Origin of the sequence: Actinomadura atramentaria DSM 43919 (assembly GCF_000381885.1) — a bacterium.
Taxonomy (GTDB): Bacteria; Actinomycetota; Actinomycetes; order Streptosporangiales; family Streptosporangiaceae; genus Spirillospora; species Spirillospora atramentaria.
The window spans coordinates 116,454-139,616 of the sequence record NZ_KB907215.1 but is presented as its reverse complement, the minus strand read 5'-3'; the positions used below and the strand labels follow the sequence as shown (position 1 = coordinate 139,616).

Genomic DNA, 23,163 nt, shown 5'->3' with positions numbered 1-23,163 from the left:
TCGCTTCGCGAGCCGGCCGGTGAAGCGGGCCGAAGGCGAGCTTCACCGGCCAGGTAGCGCACTCGCGCTGTGGCTGAGGCACTCCGCGACGGTCACTAGTCCGCGCCGGCGAGCGTGGTGCCGTGTACGCGCTTGACGTGCAGCCGGATCACCAGGCGCCGGTCCTCGACCATGTTCGCCAGGAACTCCTTCTCCTGGGCGGGGTCGAGGCCGCCCTGGAGCGCCAGCAGCTCGCGGCCGACCGCGTCGCCCGGCTCGGCCGTCGCCGCCGACACCTCCGCCTCGGCCTCGACGACGACGAACGTCAGCGCGTCGGGCGCCGTGACGTGCAGCGTCGTGCGCGGGTCGCGGCGCAGGTGCGCGACCTTCCAGCGGTCCTCGGTCGTGCTGATCCTGATCACGCGCTCGGCCGGGTCGTAGTTCTGGACGACCGTCGAGAGCGACGGTCGCCCGTCGCGGCGCAGCGTCGCCAGGACGCCGAACGGGTTCTCGCGCAGCACGCGTTCGATCGCCGCGTCGTCCAGGGGCTTGGCGGCCGGGCCGCGGCCGGCTCCGTACTCGGTCATCGGACGGTCTCCTTCTCGGTTGCATTCTCGGTTTCGAACTTCTCGGTCGCGGCGGGGGCGGGCCGCCGCAGGACGAGCAGCGCCAGTATGACCGCCGCCGCGAGCAGGGCCGCGCCCGCGCCGAAGCCCCAGCGGTAGCCGCCCGCCAGCGCGTCGAGCGGGCCGTGGCCGTCGCGGGCGAGCACGGTGGCGCGGGACCCGGCGAGCGTCGTCAGCGCGGCGACGCCCAGTGCCGCGCCGACCTGTTGCGTGGTGTTGAACAGGCCGGAGGCGATCCCGGCGTCCTCCGGCCGCGCCGCCGACATCCCGAGTCCGGCGAGCGCGGGCATCACCAGCCCGAACCCGCCGCTCAGCAGCATGATCGGCAGGACGTGCGCGGCGTACTCGCCGTCCACCGGGAGCCGGGCCAGGAAGAACCGCGCCGCCAGCAGCATCGCCAGCCCGGTGACCAGGACCGTCCGCTCGCCGAACCGGGCGATGAGCCGCGCCGACAGTCCCAGCGAGACCGCGCCGATCGCCAGCGCGGCGGGCAGCATCGCCAGGCCCGTCTCGCTCGCGCCGTAGCCGAGGACCCGCTGGAGGTACAGCGCGATGAGGAACTGGAAGCTGAACAGCGCGCCGAGGACCAGGACCTGCACGGCGTTCGCGCCCCACACGTTGCGCGTCCGGAACATCCGCAGCGGCAGCAGCGGGGTCGCCGCGACGGCCTGCCGGGCGACGAACGCGGCGAGCAGCACGACGGCGCCGCCGCCGAGCAGCAGCGTCCGCGCGGACGTCCAGCCGTGCGCGCCGGTCTGCACGATGGCGTACACGGCGAGCATCAGCCCGGCGGTGCCGAGGACCGCGCCCGTCGCGTCCGCGCCCGCCCGCAGCCCGAGGCCCCGGTCGGCGGGCAGGACGAGCAGCGCCAGCACGATCGCGGCGACGCCGATCGGCAGGTTGATGATGAAGATCCAGTGCCAGCCGAGGCCGTCGGTGAGGACGCCGCCGAGCACCTGCCCGATCGACGCGCCCGTCGAGCCGGTGAACGCGAACGCGCCGAGCGCCCGGCCGCGCTCGCGCGGCGCGGGGAACAGCGTCACGATCATGCCGAGCGCGACGGCCGAGGCCAGCGCGCCCCCGACGCCCTGGAGGAACCGGGCGGCGACGAGCATCGCCGGGGTCGTGGCGACGCCGCACAGCAGCGAGGCGGCGGTGAAGACGCCGAGTCCGGCGACGAACACCGTGCGGCGGCCGACGAGGTCGCCGAGGCGTCCGGCGAGCAGCAGCAGCCCGCCGAAGGCGATCATGTAGGCGTTGACGGTCCAGGTCAGCCCGGCGGCGCTGAATCCGAGGCCGTCCTGGATCGCGGGCAGCGCGACGCCGACGATGCTGCCGTCCAAGATGATCATCAGCGTGCCGGCGCAGAGCACGGCGAGCGCGAGTCCGCGTGAGCGCGGCGAGGGAGCGTCCATGAGCCTCTCCTGTTCGGGGTGCGACAGGAGAGACCGTAGCAGATAGTTCGGTTGTAGACGATTTATTGGCGGACTACTCCCGCGCCCGCCGCACGCCCGACGCCTTCTCCACCGGCGTCGACAACTGCCCCTCGACCAGCGCGTTCATCGCCGCGACGAACACCGCCCGCTCCGCCTCCGGCAGCCCCGCCAGCACCGCCGCGTGGACCCCGTCCACGATCTCCTGGCTCCGCTCGGCCACCTCCGCGCCCTTCGGGGTGACCCAGATGATCCGCGCCCGCCGGTCCCGCGTGGACGGGCGGCGCTCGGCGTAACCCGCCTGCTCCAGCGCGTCCACCGTGGCGACCATCGTCGTCTTGTCCATGTCGCCGATCTCCGCGAGCTGGATCTGCGTCCGCTCCTCCTGCAGCGCGTGGACGAGGACGCAGTGCATCCGCGCCGTCAGCCCGATCTCGGCCAGCGCCGCCGCCATCTGCGTGCGCAGCACGTAGGCCGCCCGGTTGAACAGGTAGGAGAGGTCCGGGACGGCGCGCGCGGGGGCCAAGGCGGTCATGCCTTCAGGTTAACCGGACGGACCGCCCGCGAAACGACGGGCTATCCTGGGAGGCATGCATCGGCACCCATGCTGCGGTTGGCGCCCGTCCTAGCGACGGCCGCACCCCCAGCATGACCGCAGGGCCGTCCGCCGGGACGGCCCATTCTGCTTCCAGGCGGGCCGCCCCCCACCCCAGGGAGCAGACATGAACGACCTCGACGCGCGGATCGCCGCCCGGCCGGCCGACTTCCGCGTCCTCACCGGCGACCGGCCCACCGGGCGGCTGCACCTCGGCCACTACTTCGGCACGCTCGCCAACCGCGTCCGGCTCCAGCGCGCCGGGGTGGAGCTGTTCGTGCTGGTCGCGGACTACCAGGTCCTCACCGACCGGGACGTCGCCGACCGGCTGGAGGAGAACGTCCTCGGCCTGGTCGCCGACCACCTCGCGGTCGGCATCGACCCGGCCACCGCGACGATCTTCACGCACAGCGCCGTGCCCGCGCTCAACCAGCTCATGCTGCCGTTCCTGTCGCTCGTCACCGACGGCGAGCTGCGCCGCAACCCGACGGTGAAGGACGAGATCCAGGCGTCCCGGCAGACGTCGGTGAGCGGGCTCATGCTGACCTACCCCGTCCACCAGGCCGCGGACATCCTGTTCTGCAAGGCCAACCTCGTGCCGGTCGGCCGCGACCAGCTCCCGCACCTGGAGATCACGCGGACGGTCGCGCGGCGGTTCAACGAGCGGTACGCGCCGGTGTTCCCCGTCCCCGAGGCGCTGCTGTCGCAGGCCCCGAGCCTGCTCGGGACGGACGGCCGCAAGATGAGCAAGAGCCGCGGCAACGCGATCGAGCTGGCCGCGACGGAGGACGAGACGGCGCGGATCATCACCCGCGCCAAGACGGACGCGGACCGCGAGATCGTCTACGACCCGGAGAACCGGCCGGAGGTCTCCAATCTCGTCCTGCTGGCGGCGCTCTGCCAGGAGCGCGACCCGCACGCCGTCGCCGCCGACATCGGCTCGGGCGGCGCGGCGGCGCTGAAGAAGACGGTGATCGAGTCGGTGAACGAGTTCCTGCGGCCCGTCCGCGCCCGCCGCGCGACCTACGCGGCCGACCCGGAGGAGCTGCACCGCATCCTCACCGAGGGCAACGCGTACGCGAACACGGTCGCCGCGCAGACGTTGGACGAGGTCCGGACGGCGATGGGCATGCCCTACTGAGTCGCGGAATGGTATGTTCCGTTCCGTGACTGACGCCCAGAGCGGCCGCAAGGCCCAGGCCGCGCGCAACGACCGGCTGATCCGCGAGGCCGCGCGCGCCGTGTTCGTGGACGACCCGGACGCGCCGATCGCGGCCGTCGCGGAGCACGCCGGAGTCGGGATCAGCGCCCTCTACCGGCGCTACGGCAGCAAGGAGGAACTGCTCAGAAGCCTCGCCGACGAGGGCATGGACCGCTACCTCGCGCTCGTCCGCGACGCGCTGGACGACGACGGCGACGTCTGGGCGGCGTTCCGCGCCTTCCTCGGCCGCTGCCTGGAGACCGGCGCCGGGTCGCTGACCGGGCGGCTCGCCGGGCGGTTCCCCGTCACCGACGACATGGCGCGCAAGGGCCGCGAGATCCACGCCGCCACCGAGGAACTGCTGGCGCGGGCGCGCGCCGCCGGGGTCCTGCGCGGCGGCGTCGAGGTCGGGGACGTCGCGGTGCTGCTGGAGTACCTGCACAGCGTGCGGATCGGCGGCGCGGAGCGGCGCGCCGAGATCCAGCGCCGCTGCCTCGACGTGATCGTGGACGGCCTGCGCGCCGGAGCCCCGCTCGAAGGCGCCGCCCCCGACTGGACGGAGCTGAGGAACCGCCATGACCGCTGACGTCCTGGACCGCCGCACGCTCAACCGGGCGCTGCTGGCCCGCCAGCACCTGCTGGAACGCGCGCCGCTGACGCCGATCGAGGCCGTCGAGCACCTCGTCGGGATGCAGGCGCAGGCCCCGAACCCGCCGTACGTCGGGCTGTGGAGCCGACTGGCCGACTTCTCGTTCGCCGACCTCGGGACGCTGGTCGAGACGCGCGCGGCCGTCCGCATCCTGCTGATGCGCGGCACGATCCACCTGGTCAGCGCGCGGGACGCGGCGGCGCTGCGGCCGCTCACCCAGGCCGTGCTGGACCGGTACGTCCGGGGTTTCGGCGACGTCCTCGCGGACGCCGTCGCGCACGCCCGCGACCTGTGCGCCGAGGCGCCGCGCAGCGCGAAGGAGCTGCGGACGCTGCTCGGCGCGCGCTGGCCCGAGCACGACGCGGCGGAGCTCGCCCGCGCCGTCCACTACTCGCTGCCGCTGGTGCAGGTGCCGCCGCGCGGCGTCTGGGGGAAGGGCGGCGCGGCGCGGCACACGACGCTCGACGCCTGGCTCGGCCCGGTCGCGTCCGACGTGGCCGGGCTGGACGCGCTCGTGCTGCGCTACCTCGCCGCGTTCGGCCCCGCGACGGTCCGCGACGCGCAGAAATGGTCCGGGCTGACGGGCCTCGGCGAGGTCGTGGAACGGCTCGCCCCCCGCCTGCGGACGTTCCGCGACGAGCACGGCCGCACGCTCTACGACCTGCCCGACGCGCCGCGGCCGGAACCGGACACGCCCGCGCCCGTCCGGCTCGTCCCCGAGTTCGACAACCTCACGCTGTCCCACGAGGACCGGACCCGCGTCATCGACGAGGAGTCCCGCAAGCGCATCTTCACGGTGAACGGCATCATCCGCGCGACGCTGCTGGTCGACGGGTTCGTCCACGGCATGTGGACGATGGAGTCGGCGCGCGGCACGGCCCGCGTCCGGGTGACGCCGTTCGCGCCGCTGCCCGACGAGGCCGCCGTCGCCGCCGAGGCGGACCGCCTGCTCGCCGCGGCCCACCCCGCCGCGACCGCGCGGGACGTCGTGATCGAGTACTGATCAGCCGAGCGCGGCGAAACCCTCGCGCCAGGACGGGACGGACGGCTTCCAGCCCAGGTCCCGCGCCTTGGCGTTGGACACCGGACGGCCCTTGCCCGCGGCGTGCCTGCCCGCCTGCCGGGGCGCGGGCGCGCCGAGCGCGGCGGCGTAGACCGGCAGCCAGTCCTGCGCGAGGGCGGGCTCGTCGTCCACGACGTTGACGGTCCCGGCGGGCCAGTCGAGCGCGGCGACCGCGGCAGCGGCGGCGTCGTCCACGTGGATGAACGACGTCCACACCGGTTCGAGCTTCTGCTCGCCCTCGCGGACCTGCTCGGCGAAGAAGCCGCCCGGCTCGTACCAGGTGCCGGGGCCGTACAACGCTCCATACCGCAGGACGATGCCGCGCGGCATCTCCGCGACGGCCGCCTCGAGCGCCGCGATGCCCTCGTAGGGCTGCGGCGCCGGGTCGAGCGGGTCGGTCTCGACGGCGGGCTCGGTGCCCGGCTCGTACAGCCACGCGATGCTCTGCGCGATCATCCGCTGGACGCCCGCCGCCTTCGCGGCGTCCACGAGGTTGCGGGTGCCGTCGATGCGCAGCCGCGAGTTCGCGGCGAAGTCGCGGTCGGCGAGGTCGGTGAGCTGGTGGATGACCACGTCCGGCGCGGCCTCGGCGACGGCGGCGCGGGTCGCGTCGGCGTCGAGCACGTCGAGGACGACCGCGGCGGCCTTCTGCTCTTCGACGGCCGCCGCGCGCTCGGCGCGGCGGGTCGTCCCGACGACCTCGTGCCCCGCCTGCACGAGCGCCGGGATCATCCGGCTGCCCACGACGCCGGTGGCGCCGGCTACGAAGATCTTCAAGGGGGGAACCTCCACACGAGTACCCGTCGATCTGGTCGTCCTGACGGCAGCATAACCCCGGATCAACCCCCGTTTCCCTCCCTGACCGGGTGAATCGGGCCGCCGATCGCCGGGCGATGACGACGGTTCCGCCCGGTATGTCAGGACCGTGGAAGGGAGATCGTCAGGAGGGCGCCGCCTTCGCGGGCGACTCCCACCGTGAGCGTACCGCCACGCGCGGCGACGACGTCGCGGGCGATGGCCAGGCCGAGGCCCGCTCCGCCGTCGTCGCGGGCGCGCGCGTCGTCGAGCCGGACGAAGCGTTCGAACACGCGGTCCCGCGCGTCGGCGGGAATGCCGGGGCCGTCGTCGCCGACCTCGATGATCGCCCGGTCCCCGGCCACGCGCAACAGCACCCGGACGCTCGCCCGGGCGTGCCGCGCCGCGTTGTCGAGCAGGTTGCCGAGGGCGCGCGCGAGGCGGTCGCGGTCGCCGCGCACGGACGGTTCGGCCGCGATCTCGACGACCGGGCGCGGGCCCGGGCGCGGCCGGGCCGCCTCCGCGCGGACGAGCGGCGCGAGCGGGACCGGCTCGTCCCGCGCGGCGGGGCGCTCCCCGGCGTCGATGCGGGCGAGGAACAGCAGATCGGCGGCCAGGTGCTGGAGGCGGACGACGTCGGCGACGGCCCCGTCGAGGTCGAGCAGCTCCGGATGCGCCTGGGCGACCTCGAGCTGCGTCCGCAGCGACGCGATCGGGCTGCGCAGCTCGTGCGAGGCGTCCGCGACGAACGCGCGCTGCCGCGCCACGGACGCCGCCAGCGCGGCGAGCGTCGCGTTGGTCGCCGTCGCGAGCCCGGCGATCTCGTCGCGCGCGGCCGGGACGGGCACCCGCCGCGCCAGGTCCCCGGACGCGGTGATCGCCGCCAGCTCCGCGCGGATGCCCTCGACGGGCCGCAGCGCCCGCCGCGTGACGAGCCAGGTGACGCCCGCGACGACGGCCAGCAGCGGGAGCAGCCCGGCGAGCAGGGCGCGCGCGGCGGTGCCCGCGCCCGCCCGCTCGGCGGACCGGGCGACGCCCGCGACGACGGTGAACTCCCGGCCGTCGGGCGTCTCGGCCTCGACGGACGCGAAGCGGTATTCGGCGGTCGTGCCGTTCACGGTGGCGGTACCGGTGGTCAGCTCGGTCTTCTGGCCGACCTCGCCGTCGTCCTCGTCGTTCTCGCCGGGGCGTTCGGCGACGATCCGCACGCGGCGGCCGTCCACGGCGGTCAGGCCGCGGCTGGCGGCGACGACCCGGTCGTCGTCGTCCAGGACGCGGACGGGGCGGTCGCCGGGCAGGTCCAGGCCGCGCACCGGAGTGCCGCCGGCGAGGCGTCCGGCGACGTCGCGCGCGGCCGTCCGGGCTTCGAGCGCGGACTGCCCGCGCAGCTCGCCGCGCAGCATCACGACCACCGCGACGCCTGTCGCGACGAGCGCGACCGCGACGACGGCGGTCGCGGCCAGCGTCGTCCGGGCGCGGACGGACGCCGGCGCGCGCATCATCCGCGCTCCGCGACGAGCCGGTACCCCGCGCCGCGCACGGTGACGATCGACCGCGTCCCGAACGGCGCGTCCAGCTTGCGGCGCAGCGCGCTGACGTACACCTCCACGATGTTCGGATCGCCGTCGTACGACATGTCCCAGACGCCCTCGATGATCTGCGCCTTCGACACGACCGCGCCCGCGTTGACGGCCAGGAACTCAGCACCGCGAACTCCTTCGCGGTCAGGTCCACCTCGGCGCCGCCGCGCCGGACGCGCCGCGCGCCCGGATCGACCTCCAGGTCCCCGACCGTCAGGACGGGCCGGCCGCCGCGCGTCCGGCGGCGCAGCAGCGCCCGGACGCGCGCCAGCAGCACGACGTAGGAGAACGGCTTGGTGAGGTAGTCGTCCGCGCCGGTGTCCAGGCCCTCGGCCTCGTCGTACTCGCCGTCCTTCGCGGTGAGCATCAGGACGGGGGTGTCCACGCCCGCCGCGCGCAGATCCGCGCAGACGCGGTAGCCGTTGCGGCGGGGGAGCATCACGTCGAGCAGGATCAGGTCGTGCTCGCCGCCGAGGGCGAGGTCCAGGCCCCGGTCGCCGTCGTGGGCGACGTCGACGGCGTAGCCCTCGGCGGCCAGGCCGCGCGCGAGGGCGGCGGCGAGGCGGCGCTCGTCCTCCACGATCAGCAGGCGCATGCCGTCCAGGCTGCCAGAGCGCGCCTGAAGGGGTTTTCAGGAAGCTTCAGGGACGGCTCAGGGGCGCGGGGCACGCTGCGGTGCATCGGGTTCATCGAGCGTGAGGAGCGGACATGAGACGCAAGGTCGTGGTGGTCGGCGCGGGCGCGGCGGCCCTGCTCGCGGCGGGCGGCGGCGCGGCCCTGGCGGGCGCGGGACACGACGGCGGTCACTCGACGGCCGCTACCCGCACGGCGGCGGACACAGCCGGCGCGCCGGGCGCGGACGTCGGGACGGGCGCGGGGCCGCGCGGCGGCGCGCCGGGCGCGGGCGGCGGAACCGGCGCGGCCGGGGCGGGCGCGGGTACGCCGCCGAGCGCGGGCACGGGCACGGGCACGGACACGGACACGGGCACGGGCCGGGAGGGCGGCGCGGCGCCGAGCGCGGGCACGGACATGGGCACGGGCACGGGACCGGGCGGCGGCGCGGCGGGAGCGGGCGGCGGGTGGACGGCGGATCGTGCGGCGGAGGCCGCCGTCCGCGCGGCGGGCGGGACGGTGGAGAGCGTCGAGCTGGAGGACGGCCGCTGGGAGGTCGACCTGCTCGCGGCGGACGGCACCTGGCGCGATCTCGTGCTGGACGCGGCCACCGGCCGGGTGCTCGCGAACCGCGCCGACCGCGAGGACGGCGACGACCGCGCGGAGAAGGCCGCCGAAGCCGCGCGGCTGCGCGCCGCCCCGCGCACGGCCGCCGAGATCGCCCGCGCCGCCGCCGGGACGCACGGCACGGTCACGTCGGTGGACTTCGAGGGCGGCACCTGGGAGGTCGACACCCTGGAGAACGGCCGCGAGCACGAACTGCGCGTCTCCGCGACCGGCGCGATCCTCGCCGACCACCCCGACGAGGACGACGACTGACCCGCGAGCGGGACGGGCGGGGTCGTTAGGCTCGCGGGCGCGGGAATCGACGGCGCGCGGAAGGCGGCAACATGGACATCACGCTCGTCCTGGGCGACATCACCGAGCAGCGCGTGGACGCCGTGGTCAACGCGGCGAACTCCTCGCTGCTCGGCGGGGGCGGCGTGGACGGCGCGATCCACCGGCGCGGCGGCCCGGAGGTGCTGGAGGACTGCCGCAGGCTGCGCGCGTCGCAGTACGGCGGCGGGCTGCCGACGGGGCAGGCGGTCGCGACGACGGCGGGGCGGCTGCCCGCGCGCTGGGTGATCCACACGGTCGGGCCGGTGTACTCGCGGCGCGCGGACCGGTCGGAGCTGCTGGCGTCGTGCTACCGCGAGTCGCTGCGCACGGCCGACGACCTCGGCGCGGAGACGGTGGCCTTCCCGGCGGTCTCGGCGGGGATCTACGGCTGGCCGGTGGACGACGCCGCGCGCATCGCGGTGACCACCGTCCGCGCGACGCCCGCGCGCGTCCGCGAGGCCCGCTTCGTCCTGTTCACCGCCGACGTCTACGCGGCCTTCCAGCAGGCCCTCGCCGAGTCCGCCCCGGCCTGACGCCTCGCGCGGACGGCCCGGCGAGGCGCGGGCGCGGGCCGGGCGCCTCGGCCGGGGTTCGGGTGGGTTTGGATGGGTTCGGGTGGGTCAGTCCTCGCGGACCGGGGGGACGATCAGGACCGCGCGGTGGGCGTGGTGCAGGACGCGGTTCGAGACGCTGCCCAGCAGCACCGACTTCGCCCCCGACAGGCCGCGCGACCCCATGACGATCAGGCTCGCGTCGATCGCCTCGGCGACGTCCACGATGGCCGCCCAGTTGGGGCCGTTGGAGCGTTCCGAGCGGGCGGTCACGTTCGCGAAGCCCGCCTTGCGCGCCACTTCGACGCCCTGCGCGGCGGTCCGCTCGGCCTCGGTCTCCTCGGCGTACTTCTCGCTGTCGTCCTGCTCGGGCGGCAGCGCCCCGGCCGTCGCCATCGGAGCCCAGGAGAGCTGGGCCAGCAGCGGTTCCCAGACGGTGAGGACGACCGCGTCCTCGGCCTTGAGGTGCTCTCCGGCGTACTCGATGGCGGTCTGGGCGTCGTCCGAGCCGTCGTACGCGATCAGAATGGTCATGCCTGAAGCCTTGCCAGGAAGGTCTAGTTCTAACCTGACCAGGGCAAAAGGTGATTAATCGCGCATCGGCGCGGGATCGGTCCCCGCCGGGCCCGCGAACGCCTGCGCGATGCCGAGCCACGCCCGCGCGTCCGGTCCGTCCGCGACGACGGCGAGGTCGTCCGGGTGCCGCCGCCGGGTCGCCAGCAGGCAGAAGTCCAGCGCCGGGCCGGTCACCGACTGCGCCGCGTCCGCCGGGCCCCAGGTCCACTCGGCGCCGTCCGGCGCGGTCAGCGCGATCCGGAACTCCTCGGCGGGCGGGGTGAGGCCGCGCGAGACGAACGCGAAGTCCCGCGTGCGGACGCCGATGTGCGCGACGTGCCGCAGCCGCGCGGTCGGCTCCCGGACGACGCCGAGCGCGTCCGCGACGTCCTGCCCGTGCGCCCAGGTCTCCATGAGCCGCGCGGTCGCCATCGTCGCGACGCCCATCGGCGGCCCGAACCACGGCAGTCGCGTCCCGGCCGGGGCGGCGGCGAGCGCCGCGGCCAGCGCGCCCCGCACCGCGCGCCAGTCGGCGAGCACCTCGGCGGCGGGCCGCGCCGCGCCCTCCTCGGCGGCCTTGTCGACCATGTCGAACCCGCCCCCGGCGAACGCGGCCTCGACGGCGGCGGTGAACGCGGCCGGGTCGGTGGCGGCGAGCAGGGCCTGCCGGTCGGTCCACGCCAGGTGCGTGATCTGGTGGGCGACCGTCCAGCCCTCGGCCGGGGTCGGCGTCGCCCAGCCGTCCGCGGTGAGCGGGGCGACGAGGGTGTCCAGGACGGCGGACTCGGCGTCGAGGTCGGCGAGCAGGCTCGGGATGTCGGGCATTCCCTCATCATCGCGGGCGGCGGCCCGGCGGGACAAGACGTGAACCGAGCGGGATTCGGTAACTATCCGGCCAGGGCGCGGGCCGCCGCGTAGTCGGCCTTTCCGTTCGGCAGGCGCAGGCCCGCGTCCGTCCGCACGAACGCCTTGGGGATCTTGTAGCGGGCGAGGCGGGCCGCGCAGCCGTCGCGCAGCGCGTCGTCGGACGGCCCGTCCGCCGCGACCCGCAGGACCGCGACGATCTCCGTCCCCCACCGCTCGCTCGGCCGCCCGACGACCAGCGCGTCCGCGACGCCGGGCAGGCCGCGCAGCACGTCCTCGACCTCCTCGGCGAACACCTTCTCCCCGCCGGTGTTGATCGTCGTGGCGTCGCGGCCGTGGACGGCGACCGTCCCGTCCGCGAGGAACCGCGCCCGGTCCCCGGCGACCACGACGCGGCGGCCCGCGACGACGGGGAACGTCGCGGCGGTCCGCGCGGCGTCGTTCAGGTAGCCGAGCGGGATCGTGCCGGCCTTGGCGACCCAGCCCAGCTCGTCGTCGCCGGGCTCCAGGAAGCGGGTGCGGTCCGCGCTGACGACGCCCGCGCCGGGGGCGGGCGTGAACGAGCGGTCCTCCGGACGCCGCCGGACGACCGCGAAGCCGGACTCGGACGAGCCGAGGACGTCCACGATCCGCGCGTGGGGGAGCAGCGCGAGGATGCGCTTCTTCACGTCCGGGCCGATGGACGCGCCGGAGTTCAGCAGCGTCCGCAGGCGCGGCAGCGTGTAGCCGCCCCGTTCCAGCTCCGCGAGGATCGGGCGGGCGAACGCGTCGCCGACGAGGGAGACGCGCGTCGCGCCGGTCCGCTCGGCGGTGCGCAGCAGGTCGGCGGGGTCCAGGCCGTCCGTCCGGTCGGGCAGGACGACGGCCGCGCCGCCGCACCAGGCGCCGAGCGCCGACCAGGTGCCGGTGCCGTGCATCATCGGCGGCGCGACGAGGACCCGCGTCCGGCTCTCCACGGCGCGTTCGACGGCCTCGGCGGTGCCGGAGAACGGCGTCTGGTCGCGGCGGACGAGGCCGAGCGGGCCGGACAGCAGGTCCCCGATCCGCCACAGGACGCCCTTGGGCAGTCCGGTCGTGCCACCGGTGTAGAGGATGTGGAGGTCGTCGGGGTCCGGCGCGGTGTCGAGTGGGCCGTCCGGCGCTCCGGCGAGGGCCGTCTCGTAGTCGAGCGCGCCGGGCAGCGGCGGCGTCCCGGACTCGTCGTGGACGCACAGCAGCAGCGGCTCCCGCTCCAGCCCCGGCAGGACGCTCGCCAGCGCCGGCCCGAACCGCGCGTGGTACAGGATCGCGGCGGGCCGCGCGTCGCCGAACAGGCCCGCCAGCTCCGGCCCGGTGTACCGGTAGTTGACGTTGAACGGCGCGACCCGCGCCTTGTGCGCCCCGACGAGACCTTCCAGATACTCGGGGCCGTTGTGCAGGTACAGCGCGAGGTGGTCGTGCGGGGACTCCCACGGCTCGCAGGCCCGGTCGGCGCGGCCGAGCCCGTGCGCGCGCAGGACCCGGGCGAGCCGCCGCGTCCGGTCGGCCGTATCGGCGAACGTGCGGACGGCGCCGCGCCACAGCAGCGCCGGACGGTCCGGGACGGCGGCGGCGATCCCGTCGAACAGGGTCGCCAGGTCGAGCTGGGGCATGGACTCCTCCGCGCGGACGGCTCCGGCCACCGTAACCGAACACTTATCCACGCGGGAGATACCAGAGCTATCCCGGCAAGCTCCTACTCTTACCGCGATGGCCCCCCAAACCCGCCGTCCGCAGGGCGAAGTGACCCGTGGGACGACCGCCCCCAACCGCCTGCGCCGCGTCGACCGCTGGATCGCCGCCACGCAGGCCGCCGCGCTGCGCGCCGACGCGCGGCCGCTCGCGGTGGACCTCGGGTACGGGGCGTCGCCCGCCACGGCCGTCGAGCTGTACGCGCGGCTGCGCGTCGTCGCGCCCGGCGTGGAGGTCGCGGGGCTGGAGATCGAGCCGGAGCGCGTCGCGCGCGGGGCCGCGTTCCTCGCCGCGTCGCGGGGGGCCTATCCGGGGCTCTCGTTCCGGCGGGGCGGGTTCGAGCTGCCGGTGGAGCGGCGGCCCGTGCTGGTGCGCGCGTTCAACGTCCTGCGCCAGTACGACGAGGCCGCCGCGTGGCGCGCCTGGGACGGCTTGCGCGCCCGGTTGCACCCGGCCGGCGTCCTCGTCGAGGGGACGTGCGACGAGATCGGCCGCCGCGCGGTGTGGGTCGCGCTCGGCCCGGAGGGGCCGCGCACCGTCACGTTCGCGGCGCGGCTCGGCTCGCTGGACCGCCCGTCCGGCTTCGCCGAACGGCTCCCCAAGACGCTCATCCACCGCAACGTGCCGGGCGAGCGCGTCCACGCGTTCCTGGCCGACTTCGACCGCTGCTGGGCGGCCGCCGCGCCCCACTCGGCGTTCGGCCCGCGCGCCCGCTGGATCGAGGCCGTCGCCCTGCTGTCCCGCCTGCACCCGGTCCGCACCCGCCCGCCCCTGGGCGGCCGCCCCCGCTGGCGCCTGGGCGAGGTCACGGTCCCCTGGACGACCTTGTCCCCGAACGACTGACCCAAGCCAATCCCAACGCGGGGCTGGTCGCCCGTCGCTCCGCGACGGGCGACCAGCCCCGCGTGTGGTGCCCGCGTGCGCGCGGGTCTGCGCGGCTGGGCGCGCGTGGCGGGCTGATCTGGGGAGCCCCAAGTGCGGTGTGGCCCGTCGTGGAGCGGTGGGCCGCACCGCGCGTGTCCGGGGTCAGCCGGAGGCGACCGGTTCCTCCTCGCGGCGGCGGGCGTCGCCCGGGGCCAGGAACTCCACGCGGCCGTTCGTGCCGTCCACGCGGACCACGTCGCCCGTGCGCAGCCGCATCGTCGCGTCCCCCGTCCCGACGACCGCGGGGATGCCCAGTTCGCGCGCGGCGATCACCATGTGGGCGTGCGGCGCGCCGATGTCGGTGACGACCGCCGCCGCCCGCGCGAACAGCGGCGACCAGCCCACGTTCGTGGCCGTCGCCACGATGATCTCCCCGTCCCGGAGCTGGTCGCCCTGCTCCTGGTCGGACAGCACCCGCACGCGCCCCTCCGCGATGCCCGCGGAGCCGGCGAACCCGGCGATCGTCCCGCCGGTCTCGTCCGGCGGCGCGGCGCGCAGCCCGTCGTAGACGTCGGTGCGGCGGTCGGGGTCGGCGGCCCACAGGAACGGGTCGAACCGCCCCTTGATGACGGTCGGGTACGGCGGCAGCGCCCGGTACCGGTCGTAGGTGCGCCGCCGCGTCTCGACGCGGTCGAGCGGCCGCCGGTCCCCGGCGAGCACGGCCAGGGTCTCGTCGAGCGGCAGGAAGAACAGGTCGTCGCCGTGGCCGCTCAGCTCCCCGGCGCGCAGCAGCCACGTCCGGACGTTCCAGATCGCCCGGACGAGTTCGGACCGCGCCGCCTCCCGCTGGAACTGCGCCCGCGCGAACCGCCCGATCCGCCGGGAGACGCGCGGCGCCTGCCCGGGATGCCGCTCGCGCAGCCGCCGCCACGCCTCGCGCCGGGCGGCGGCGCGCTGGTCCAGCAGGGACGACGCGGCGCGCGCCGAGTCGGTGACCGATCCCGGCCAGTCCGGGTCCTCGGCGGGCCGAGCCGCCATCAGCTCGAACTCGTGCGGCCCGCGGTGCCCCCACCGCCGCGCGTAGGTGTCGCGGCCGATGACGCCCCGCGCGTAGCGGGCGAGGCCGACGACGGGCCCGAGCGTCGCGGCGGGCGCGCCGTCCGGCGAGGTGACGCCGGTGAGCAGCAGGTCCGCGTCCGCGTCCCCGACGACGGGCGCGATGGCGCGGTGCGTGGCCGCCAGCGACCCGGCGCGTTCGCCGCCCGCCGCCTCCAGCATGTACGAGCAGGTCAGGACGTGCGGCAGCACGTCGTCGTGCCAGAGCCGGATCAGCTCGTCCGGCGTCCCCGCGGCCCGGGTCCGGCGGCGCAGCTCCTCCGACCGCTCCCGCGCCTCGTCCAGGAACCGCGGCAGCCGCCGCCGGTTCGCGCGCGACCGCGCGGCCATCCGCGCGGCGAGCGGCCCGAGCGTGCGCAGCAGCTTGCGGCGCGGCAGCGCGGCGGGCTCGATCGACATGTCGGCGGGCAGCCGCGCGAACGTCCCGCCGGGCGGGGCGGCGCGGCCGAACGCGTGCTGGATCGCGGCGGTGACGCTGAGGTCCTGGTAGAGCCGCCCGCCGATCACGCCGTACGCGCGGTATCCGGGGACGGAGGCGATCGGCATCGCCGCCTTCAGGATGATCCGCCCGAGCGACCACGTACTGGGCGTCATGACGTCCGGCACGACCTCGCCGAACACCGCGTTGCTCCACGCGTCGTCGCTGGCGATGCTGTCGTTCCAGACCTCGGTGTCGCCGAGCCCGGCGATGGGCCGCGCCTGCAGCAGCCACGGCACGCCCTCGTACCGCGCCCACGCGACGGCGACCGGCCGCCCGAAGATCTCCTCGACGCGCAGTCCGAGCCGCGCCAGCTCCGACGCCTGCGACGACGTGAGCACCTGCTTGCCCGGCGAGCGGCGTCCCTCGAGGCGCGCGGTCCCGCGGTCCAAGACGAGCCCTTCCGCCTTCGCGCCGCCCGACCCCCGCACCGCCGTGATCATCGTCTGGTCCGGGATCTCCGTCATCGGCGCGACCGAGAACAGCGACCCCGACGACTCCGGCTCCAGCATCGACTGCACGACGACCGCCATCGCGGCCTGGTCGTGCCGGAGCCCCGCGCGCTCCCGGTAGTTGATCGCCCGCGCCGTCCACAGCGACGCCCACACGCGCCGGACCGCCTCCAGCAGCGCCTGGTCGCCGCGCAGGCCGAGCTGCGTGACGTGCCGTCCGGAGAACGCCAGGCCCTCCAGGTCGTCGGCCGTCGCGGACGCGCGCACCGCGACGGCGTGCTCCCGGTCGCCGAGGTCGGCGTACGCCCACCGGACCGCGCCGCGCAGCTCCGTGCCGGGCTCGTGCGCGGCGAACAGCTCGAAGATGCGCGCCTCGGCCTCGTCCGGGCCGCACTCGGCGACCGCCGCGAGGATCTGGTCCCCGATGCCGGACTCCTCCACGAACCGCCGGTACGCCTTCGCCGTCACGTGGAACCCGGCGGGCACGCGCAGTCCCGCCTCGGCCATCCGCGCCAGCGACGCGCCCTTCGCGCCGACCCGCGCGGCGTCGGTCGCGTCCGGGTCGGCGAGCGGCAGCACCAGCTCGCGCTCCCAGTCCCGCTCCCACGTCTCAGCCATGTCCAACCCCCCTGTGGCCTGCGAACGGCCTGCCATGCGGGGGACGTACCCGGCGTCGCGGGATTGAGTCGCGGCCGGTCAGACCCGGTGCAGCTTGTAGGGGGCGGCCTGGACGCGCGGCTGCACGTCGATCCGGTCGATGTTGACGTGCTCGGGCCGCGTGACGGCCCACGCGACGCAGTCCGCGACGTCGTCCGCGACGAGCGGTTCCGGAACGCCCTGATAAGGCACCTCGGCCCGTTCCGCGTCGCCCTTGAACCGGACGAGGCTGAACTCCTCCGTCTTCACCAGCCCCGGCGCGATCTCCGTGACGCGCACCGGCTCCGCGACGAGTTCCAGCCGCATGACCTCGTTCACCGCGTACGCCGCGTGCTTGGCCGCGTTGTACCCCGCGCCGCCCTCGTACGGGACGTGCCCGGCCAGTGACGTGATGTTCACCACGTGCCCGGAACCGGCCGCGATCATCTTCGGCAGCAGCGCCTTGGTGACGCGCAGGAGCCCGAGGACGTTCGTCTCGTACATCGTCCGCCAGTCCTCGGGGTCGGCGTCCGCGACGGGCTCCAGCCCGACCGCCCCGCCCGCGTTGTTGACCAGGACGTGGCAGGAGTCGACGGCCGCGGCGAGCGCGTCCACCGACGCCTGGTCCGTCACGTCCAGCGTGACGGCCGCGACCTTCCCGACGCCCGGCGTGCCCCCGCTGATCTCGGCGGCGAGCGCGTCCAGCCGGTCGCGGCGGCGCGCCGCCAGCACGACGTTGAACCCCTCAGCCGCCAGCCGGCGCACCGTCGCCGCGCCGATCCCGCTGCTCGCACCCGTGATGACCGCCGTTCTGCGCATGAAACCCAGTTTCCCAGGGAAGGGCCGGACGGGCACATCCGGCCCGGGTTGGGCGGGGAACACACGGGCCGGGCGGATAGGTTGCACTACCGGAGGTGGTGTCCCGGTGTCGGGTCGAATCAGCCGGATCGCGACGATCAGCGTCCACACATCGCCGCTGGACCAGCCCGGAACGGGCGACGCGGGCGGGATGAACGTCTACATCGTCGAGGTCGCCAAACGGCTGGCCGCCCGCGGCATCGAGGTGGACGTGTTCACCCGCGCCACCTCCCGCGCGCTGCCGCCCGTCGCCGAACTCGCGCCGGGCGTGCTCGTCCGCAACGTCGTCGCCGGGCCGTTCGAGGAACTGGACAAGGGCGAGCTGCCGCGCCAGCTCTGCGGGTTCACCTCGGCCGTGCTGCGCGCCGAGGCGTCCCACGAGCCGGGGCACTACGACCTCCTGCACACGCACTACTGGCTGTCGGGGCAGGCCGGGTGGGCGGCGAAGGCGCGGTGGGGCGTGCCGCTCGTCCACTCGATGCACACGATGGCGAAGGTGAAGAACGCCGCGCTCGCGGAGGGCGACAAGCCCGAGCCCGCCGAGCGCGTCCTGGGCGAGGAGCAGGTCGTGGAGTCCGCGGACCGGCTCGTCGCCAACACCGCGGAGGAGGCGCGCGACCTCATCGGCCTGTACGGCGCGGACCCGTCGCGCGTCGCGACGGTCAGCCCCGGCGTGGACCTCGGCGTCTTCCGGCCCGCGGCCGAGCCCGGCGCGGTGCGCGCCCGGCTGGGGCTGCCGCCGGACGCGACCGTGCTGCTGTTCGTCGGACGCATCCAGCCGCTCAAAGCCCCGGATGTGCTGCTGCGCGCCGTCGCGCGGATGCTCGCCGACGATCCGGCGCTGCGGTCCCGGCTCGTCGTCGCCGTCGTCGGGGGGCCGTCCGGGAGCGGCCGGTGCCGCCCGCGCGAGCTGCAGAACCTCGCGGCGCACCTCGGCATCGACGACGTCGTCCGGTTCGAGCCGCCGTGCCCGCAGGCGGAGCTGGCCGACTGGTACCGGGCCGCCGACATCACCGTCGTCCCGTCGCACAACGAGTCGTTCGGGCTCGTCGCCGTCGAGTCGCAGGCGTGCGGGACGCCCGTCGTCGCCGCGTCCGTCGGCGGGCTGCGGACGGCCGTCCGCGACGGCGACTCCGGCGTCCTGGTGCGCGGCCACGACCCGGCCGCGTACGCCGCCGTCCTGCGCGGCCTGCACGACGACCCGGCGCGGCGCGTCCGGCTCGCGCGCGGCGCCGTCCGGCACGCCCGCGACTTCGGCTGGGACGCCACCGTGGACCGGCTGCTCCAGGTGTATACCGGTGCGGTGGTCGGCCGCGTCGCCGCCCCGTCCCCGACCCCGATCCCCGCGGAGGCCACGGCATGACCCGCAGCACCGAGGACATCGTCGCCACCATCGAGGACGCCCTGCGCGCCGCCGAACTGGAGTACGAGCGCCCGCGCAGCGACGCGTTCTTCGTCAAGCTCCCCGGGCAGCACAAGCTCGCCACCATGACGTGGCTGATCGTCGGCGAGCACAGCCTGCACGTCGAGGCGTTCTTCTGCCGCCGCCCCGACGAGAACCACGCCGACTTCTACCGGTTCCTGCTGGAGAAGAACGGCCGCATGTACGGGATGGCGTTCTCGCTGGACGAGGTCGGGGACGTCTACATCGTCGGGCGCGTGCCGCTCGCGTCCGTCAGCGCCGACGAGATCGACCGGCTGCTCGGCTGCGTCCTCACCTACTCCGACGAGAACTTCGACAAGGCCCTCGAACGCGGCTTCAAGACCGCCATCCAGAAGGAGTGGGACTGGCGCGCCAAGCGCGGCGAAAGCCTCGCCAACCTGCGCGCCTTCGCGTCCTTCGCCGATCCCGCCAACCGCTGACCCGGCCCTGCGGGCCTTCCGGCGCGCACCGCTAGGCTTACCGGCATGGCGACCCTGGTATTGCTCCGGCATGGCGAAAGCGTGTGGAACGCGGAGGGACTGTTCACCGGCTGGGTGGACGTCGACCTGTCCGCGAAGGGCGAGGGGGAGGCGACGCGCGGCGGCGACCTCCTGCTCGACGCGGACCTGACGCCCGACGTCGTCCACACCTCGCTGCTGAAGCGGGCCATCCGCACGGCCGAGATCGCGCTGGACGTCGCGGACCTGTCGTGGATCGACGTCCGCCGCTCCTGGCGGCTCAACGAGCGCCACTACGGCGCGCTGCAGGGCAAGAACAAGGCCCAGACGCGCGAGGAGTACGGCGACGACCAGTTCATGACGTGGCGGCGGTCCTACGACACCCCGCCGCCGCCCATCAAGGACGACGACCCGCTGTCCCAGGTCAACGACCTGCGGTACGCGTCGCTGCCGTCCGAGCTGATCCCGCGCACCGAGTGCCTGGCGGACGTCGTGGACCGGCTCCTGCCCTACTGGTACGACGCGATCGTCCCGGACCTCGCCGCCGGGCGCACCGTGCTCGTCACCGCGCACGGCAACTCGCTGCGGGCGCTGGTGAAGCACCTGGACGACATCTCCGACGACGCGATCTCGGAGCTGAACATCCCCACGGGCATCCCGCTGGTGTACGAGCTGGACGACGACTTCGCGCCGCTCAAGCGCGGTGGCGAGTACCTCGACCCGCAGGCCGCGAAGGCCGCGATCGAGGCCGTCAAGAACCAGGGCGGCCCGGCGAAGGCCGGCGTCAAGAAGGCGGAGAGCAAGCTCGACGCCCGCAAGGGCCGCAAGAAGAAGTAGGAGTAGAGGTCTTCACGCGCGGCCCACGCCGCGAGCCCGACGGCGCGCGGCGTGGGCCGCGCGTTTGCGTGACACGGGCAGGGCCGCACGGGGCGGCGTGGTGCGGTGCGGTGCGGTGCGTTCATGCTGCCGCTCGCATCCGGTGGGGGCTGGCGCGCGTGCGGCGTCGTGTTGCGATCTTTCGTCGGAAGCTCGCCTTCGGCGTCGTTGCGCAGCGGTCAGTGCGCTCGTGCTGTTTGACGTTCGTGGTCGTCCAGTCGGGGTGGCTAGGCCTCAGCTGATGCTCGGCAGTACCGCGAACGTCACCATGAACGTCAGCGCGCCCGCCACTGCGGCCGTCACGGCGGGGCGGGTCCGGAAGCACGCGGAGAGGCCCAGCACGAGCACGCCCAGGACGCAGGCGAGGATCACGGCGGCGGCGTAGTCGCCCGGCGGGAGGCCCCAGAGGATGAAGGGGATGCTGAGGACGGCCGCCGGAGCCGCCAGGCCCAGGGCGAGCCGGGCGGGGCTCGTGGTCAGGCCGTCGCCGATCGCGACCGCGCCCGCCGTCGCGCACATGGCCACGGCCAGCACGGACATCGCGAAGAACCAGGGGTCGCGCTCGATCCGGTCCGCGTAGATCACCAGCAGGTACGTCCAGCCGGGCGTGGAGCCGAAGACCGCCGCGGCGGCCGGTAGGCGGGCGCGCCGGTTGAGGATCGCCGCGGAGCACGCGGTCATCAGCGGGAAGAAGAGCGTGAAGGGCGGCGCGTCCATCGGCGACAGCCGCTCGAAGGAGAGGGCGCGGAGATACAGGATGAAGCCGATGGCGGCCAGCACGGCCGCGGCCCGCGCAAGGCCGTCCGACCGGCGTTCCAGAGCCGCCGACAGGCCGGTCGCGACCGTCGCCGCCGCAGGCGGGGCCGTCCGGCGTGGTGACGCCGGAAGGCCGCCCGCCTGGGGAGGGTACACGGGAGGCTGGCCCGCCTGGGGCGAATAGGCCGGGGGCGGGGTGCCCGGTGGGGCCGTTTGCGACGGGTGCGCCGAGGGTTGGCCCGTTCCGGGCGTCGTCGGCGGTGGTTCGTCGTCCGGTGGGAGGCGCTGCGCGGGGACGGCGGACCGCCGGGGAATCCGGTCCCAGGTCGCGGTGGTCGGTTCCGTGGCCGGTCCGAGCGCGTCCAGCAGCGCGGCGCGCATGTCGGCGGCGGTGGCGTAGCGCTCCTGCGGGTCCTTGGCCAGCGCCGACAGGATCACCTGGTCCCAGACGGGCGGCAGCTCGGCGCGGAGCGTGGACGGGGCCGGGGGCGTCCGCAGGAGATGGCCCATCAGCACCCCGGCGGGGTTCCCGCCCGCGAACGGCGGCCGCCCGGTCAGCAGTTCGTAGAGGACGCAGCCGAGCGAGTACAGGTCGGAGGCCGGGAGGACGGGTCGTCCGTCGGCCTGCTCGGGTGAGAGGTAGGCGGGCGTGCCGATCAGCATGCCGGTGGCGGTGAGCCGGGTGGCCTCCTCGGACAGCAGCCGGGCGATGCCGAAGTCCATCACCTTCACGACCGGGCGCGATCCGGACTCGTCCAGCATGATGTTGGCGGGTTTGATGTCGCGGTGGACGACGCCCTTGGCGTGGCAGTGCTCCAAAGCGTCCAGGACGTCCAGCACCACGGCCGCCGCCCGGTCCGGCGCGAGCGGTCCGCCGCGCAGGATCTCGGCGAGGGTGCGTCCCTGCACGAGTTCCATCACCAGGTAGGGCACGGGGTGTTCGCCGGTGACGTCCTGCCCGACGTCATGCACGACGACGAGATGCGGATGGGACAGCCCCGCCGCCACGCGCGCCTCGCGCTGGAACCGGGCGAGGAACCCGGGCTGCCGCGCCAGTTGCTCGGAGAGGACCTTGACGGCCACCGCCCGTTCCAGCTCGCGGTCCACCGCGCGGTAGACGGCGCCCATGCCGCCCGATCCGAGTTCCCGCTCCAGCTCGTACCGACCAGCGAGCACCCGCACCGCGCCTCCACCCCGGGGACCGCACCGCCCGCCCAGGACGCTCACCCGGCGAACAGGCACGACGACCGCGCACTGACAAACAGACAACGCCGTACTCTAAGCGCCCCCACCCGATCGCCGCCATACACACGCCCGCGCGCCCCGACCCACGACCGAAGAACCACCCACCCATCCCCCACCCCGGCCGCTCCGCGCCGTGCCGTGCCGCTCCGCGCCGTGCCGTGCCGCTCCGCGCCGTGCCGTGCCGTGCCGCTCCGCGCCGTGCCATCCCGCCCCGAACCGTGCGGGCCGCGTCGGGGCGCGAGGTCCGCGCCAAGTCGGGGCAGGCTCGGCCCGGTCAGGTAGCGGTCTGCCGGGTCGGCTCATACCGAGCCGCGCGGCCCGCCGTGCGCTGCCCCGCGCGGCCCCGCGTCGGACCGCCACGCCGGGCCCTGCGGGGCCGCGTTGGGGCGTGGGGACTGCGCCGATTCGGTCCAGATCAGATGGCGCTCTGCCCGGTCGGTCAGGTCGCGCCATACCGCGCAGGCCGTGCCGGACCGGGCCGCGCGTTCCCGAGCGCACCGCTCCGCCGCGCGCTACCCCGTGCCGTGCCGGGTCGTGCGGCGCCGGACCACGCCGGGCCGCGCTTTAGAGGGCCGTGCGGGGCGCGGGAGTCGTGCCAATCGGGTCAAGCTGGGCCAGGTCAGGTAGCGCGCACCGGGTCAGGTCGAACCGCGCTGCCCCGCCGCGCGCTGCCTCCGGACCGCCCTGGACCGCCCTGGACCGCCCTGGGCAGCGCCGCCCCGCGCCGTGCCGTGCCGCTCCGCGCTGGACCGGTCCGTGCCGTGCCGTGCCGTGCCGTGCCGTGCCGTGCCGTGCCGTGCCGTGCCGTGCCGTGCCGTGCCGTGCCGTGCCGTGCCGTGCCGTGCCGTG

The 23,163-nt window shown here is 75.3% G+C and carries 22 protein-coding genes and 1 pseudogene; 10 read left to right on the top strand and 13 right to left on the bottom strand.

Going from position 1 to position 23,163, the window contains the following annotated elements:
• Nucleotides 1–95 precede the first annotated feature (95 nt).
• From G339_RS0120015 to G339_RS0120005, 3 genes are all read right to left on the bottom strand, one after another.
• Entirely contained in the window at nt 96–566 is a 471-nt protein-coding gene (locus G339_RS0120015; RefSeq protein WP_019632850.1) for a TIGR03618 family F420-dependent PPOX class oxidoreductase, read from the bottom strand.
• The gene (locus tag G339_RS34605; RefSeq protein WP_019632849.1) at nt 563–2,020 is read right to left on the bottom strand and encodes a DHA2 family efflux MFS transporter permease subunit; all 1,458 of its coding nucleotides are present in this window, start codon (nt 2,018–2,020) and stop codon (nt 563–565) included. The genes G339_RS0120015 and G339_RS34605 overlap by 4 nt, the downstream gene beginning before the upstream one ends.
• A 73-nt stretch (nt 2,021–2,093) precedes the next feature.
• Nucleotides 2,094–2,573, bottom strand: coding sequence for a MarR family winged helix-turn-helix transcriptional regulator (locus G339_RS0120005; protein ID WP_019632848.1), 480 nt, complete (start codon nt 2,571–2,573; stop codon nt 2,094–2,096).
• A 187-nt stretch (nt 2,574–2,760) separates the two neighbouring features.
• Here G339_RS0120005 and trpS point away from each other — a divergent pair, with 187 nt between their 5' ends.
• The 3 genes from trpS to G339_RS0119990 are packed head-to-tail and all read left to right on the top strand — an operon-like array spanning nt 2,761 to nt 5,486.
• Nucleotides 2,761–3,774 carry a tryptophan--tRNA ligase gene (gene trpS, locus G339_RS0120000; protein ID WP_019632847.1) on the top strand — a complete coding sequence of 338 codons (1,014 nt, stop codon included), beginning with the start codon at nt 2,761–2,763 and terminating at the stop codon, nt 3,772–3,774.
• A 25-nt stretch (nt 3,775–3,799) separates the two neighbouring features.
• The gene (locus G339_RS0119995; protein WP_205625595.1) at nt 3,800–4,420 is read left to right on the top strand and encodes a TetR/AcrR family transcriptional regulator; all 621 of its coding nucleotides are present in this window, start codon (nt 3,800–3,802) and stop codon (nt 4,418–4,420) included.
• On the top strand, nt 4,410–5,486 hold the full coding sequence (locus G339_RS0119990) for a winged helix DNA-binding domain-containing protein (RefSeq protein WP_019632845.1): 1,077 nt from the start codon (nt 4,410–4,412) through the stop codon (nt 5,484–5,486). The genes G339_RS0119995 and G339_RS0119990 overlap by 11 nt, the downstream gene beginning before the upstream one ends.
• Here G339_RS0119990 and G339_RS0119985 read toward each other — a convergent pair whose 3' ends face one another.
• The 4 genes and pseudogenes from G339_RS0119985 to G339_RS41015 all read right to left on the bottom strand — a co-directional run.
• A complete protein-coding gene (locus tag G339_RS0119985; protein ID WP_019632844.1) occupies nt 5,487–6,323 on the bottom strand; it encodes an NAD-dependent epimerase/dehydratase family protein in 837 nt (278 codons plus the stop codon).
• 140 nt (nt 6,324–6,463) lie between these two features.
• Nucleotides 6,464–7,843, bottom strand: a complete 1,380-nt coding sequence (locus G339_RS0119980; protein WP_019632843.1) for a sensor histidine kinase — start codon at nt 7,841–7,843, stop codon at nt 6,464–6,466.
• Nucleotides 7,840–8,013: a winged helix-turn-helix domain-containing protein gene (locus G339_RS41020; protein ID WP_019632842.1), complete on the bottom strand. Its 174-nt coding sequence runs from the start codon at nt 8,011–8,013 to the stop codon at nt 7,840–7,842. Before G339_RS41020 ends, G339_RS0119980 begins: the two co-directional genes overlap by 4 nt.
• A gap of 227 nt (nt 8,014–8,240) precedes the next feature.
• Nucleotides 8,241–8,501: pseudogene (locus G339_RS41015) on the bottom strand (response regulator); the annotation flags it as partial.
• Between G339_RS41015 and G339_RS40520 the strand changes: the two are divergent.
• The 3 genes from G339_RS40520 (at nt 8,382) to G339_RS0119960 (ending at nt 10,005) form a co-directional block, all read left to right on the top strand.
• Nucleotides 8,382–8,633: a hypothetical protein gene (locus G339_RS40520; protein ID WP_019632841.1), complete on the top strand. Its 252-nt coding sequence runs from the start codon at nt 8,382–8,384 to the stop codon at nt 8,631–8,633. The pseudogene G339_RS41015 and the gene G339_RS40520 overlap by 120 nt on opposite strands.
• Nucleotides 8,630–9,412: a PepSY domain-containing protein gene (locus tag G339_RS36960; RefSeq protein WP_019632840.1), complete on the top strand. Its 783-nt coding sequence runs from the start codon at nt 8,630–8,632 to the stop codon at nt 9,410–9,412. Before G339_RS40520 ends, G339_RS36960 begins: the two co-directional genes overlap by 4 nt.
• A gap of 71 nt (nt 9,413–9,483) precedes the next feature.
• Complete coding sequence (locus G339_RS0119960; protein ID WP_019632839.1) at nt 9,484–10,005, top strand: O-acetyl-ADP-ribose deacetylase; 522 nt, start codon at nt 9,484–9,486, stop codon at nt 10,003–10,005.
• Nucleotides 10,006–10,092: 87 nt separating this feature from the next.
• Here G339_RS0119960 and G339_RS0119955 read toward each other — a convergent pair whose 3' ends face one another.
• The 3 genes from G339_RS0119955 to G339_RS0119945 form a co-directional block, all read right to left on the bottom strand.
• Nucleotides 10,093–10,557 carry a universal stress protein gene (locus G339_RS0119955; RefSeq protein WP_019632838.1) on the bottom strand — a complete coding sequence of 155 codons (465 nt, stop codon included), beginning with the start codon at nt 10,555–10,557 and terminating at the stop codon, nt 10,093–10,095.
• Between the two features lie 54 nt (nt 10,558–10,611).
• Nucleotides 10,612–11,403, bottom strand: a complete 792-nt coding sequence (locus tag G339_RS0119950) for a TIGR03084 family metal-binding protein (protein WP_019632837.1) — start codon at nt 11,401–11,403, stop codon at nt 10,612–10,614.
• 62 nt (nt 11,404–11,465) lie between these two features.
• Entirely contained in the window at nt 11,466–13,073 is a 1,608-nt protein-coding gene (locus G339_RS0119945; RefSeq protein WP_019632836.1) for an AMP-binding protein, read from the bottom strand.
• Between the two features lie 97 nt (nt 13,074–13,170).
• On the opposite strand from G339_RS0119945, the gene G339_RS0119940 reads away from it, so the two are divergent.
• Nucleotides 13,171–13,995: an SAM-dependent methyltransferase gene (locus G339_RS0119940; RefSeq protein WP_084693332.1), complete on the top strand. Its 825-nt coding sequence runs from the start codon at nt 13,171–13,173 to the stop codon at nt 13,993–13,995.
• Nucleotides 13,996–14,178: 183 nt separating this feature from the next.
• Here G339_RS0119940 and G339_RS0119935 read toward each other — a convergent pair whose 3' ends face one another.
• Together G339_RS0119935 and G339_RS0119930 are read right to left on the bottom strand one after the other, a co-directional pair.
• Nucleotides 14,179–16,680, bottom strand: coding sequence for a PEP/pyruvate-binding domain-containing protein (locus G339_RS0119935; RefSeq protein WP_019632833.1), 2,502 nt, complete (start codon nt 16,678–16,680; stop codon nt 14,179–14,181).
• A gap of 78 nt (nt 16,681–16,758) precedes the next feature.
• Entirely contained in the window at nt 16,759–17,517 is a 759-nt protein-coding gene (locus G339_RS0119930) for an SDR family NAD(P)-dependent oxidoreductase (protein WP_019632832.1), read from the bottom strand.
• A gap of 106 nt (nt 17,518–17,623) precedes the next feature.
• On the opposite strand from G339_RS0119930, the gene mshA reads away from it, so the two are divergent.
• The 3 genes from mshA to G339_RS34590 are packed head-to-tail and all read left to right on the top strand — an operon-like array spanning nt 17,624 to nt 20,274.
• Nucleotides 17,624–18,919, top strand: coding sequence for a D-inositol-3-phosphate glycosyltransferase (gene mshA, locus G339_RS0119925; protein WP_019632831.1), 1,296 nt, complete (start codon nt 17,624–17,626; stop codon nt 18,917–18,919).
• Complete coding sequence (locus tag G339_RS0119920) at nt 18,916–19,419, top strand: type III secretion system chaperone family protein (protein ID WP_019632830.1); 504 nt, start codon at nt 18,916–18,918, stop codon at nt 19,417–19,419. The genes mshA and G339_RS0119920 overlap by 4 nt, the downstream gene beginning before the upstream one ends.
• Before the next feature lie 45 nt (nt 19,420–19,464).
• Nucleotides 19,465–20,274 carry a phosphoglyceromutase gene (locus G339_RS34590; protein ID WP_033323691.1) on the top strand — a complete coding sequence of 270 codons (810 nt, stop codon included), beginning with the start codon at nt 19,465–19,467 and terminating at the stop codon, nt 20,272–20,274.
• A gap of 273 nt (nt 20,275–20,547) precedes the next feature.
• Here G339_RS34590 and G339_RS36955 read toward each other — a convergent pair whose 3' ends face one another.
• A complete protein-coding gene (locus G339_RS36955; RefSeq protein WP_051107898.1) occupies nt 20,548–22,251 on the bottom strand; it encodes a protein kinase domain-containing protein in 1,704 nt (567 codons plus the stop codon).
• Nucleotides 22,252–23,163 lie beyond the last annotated feature (912 nt).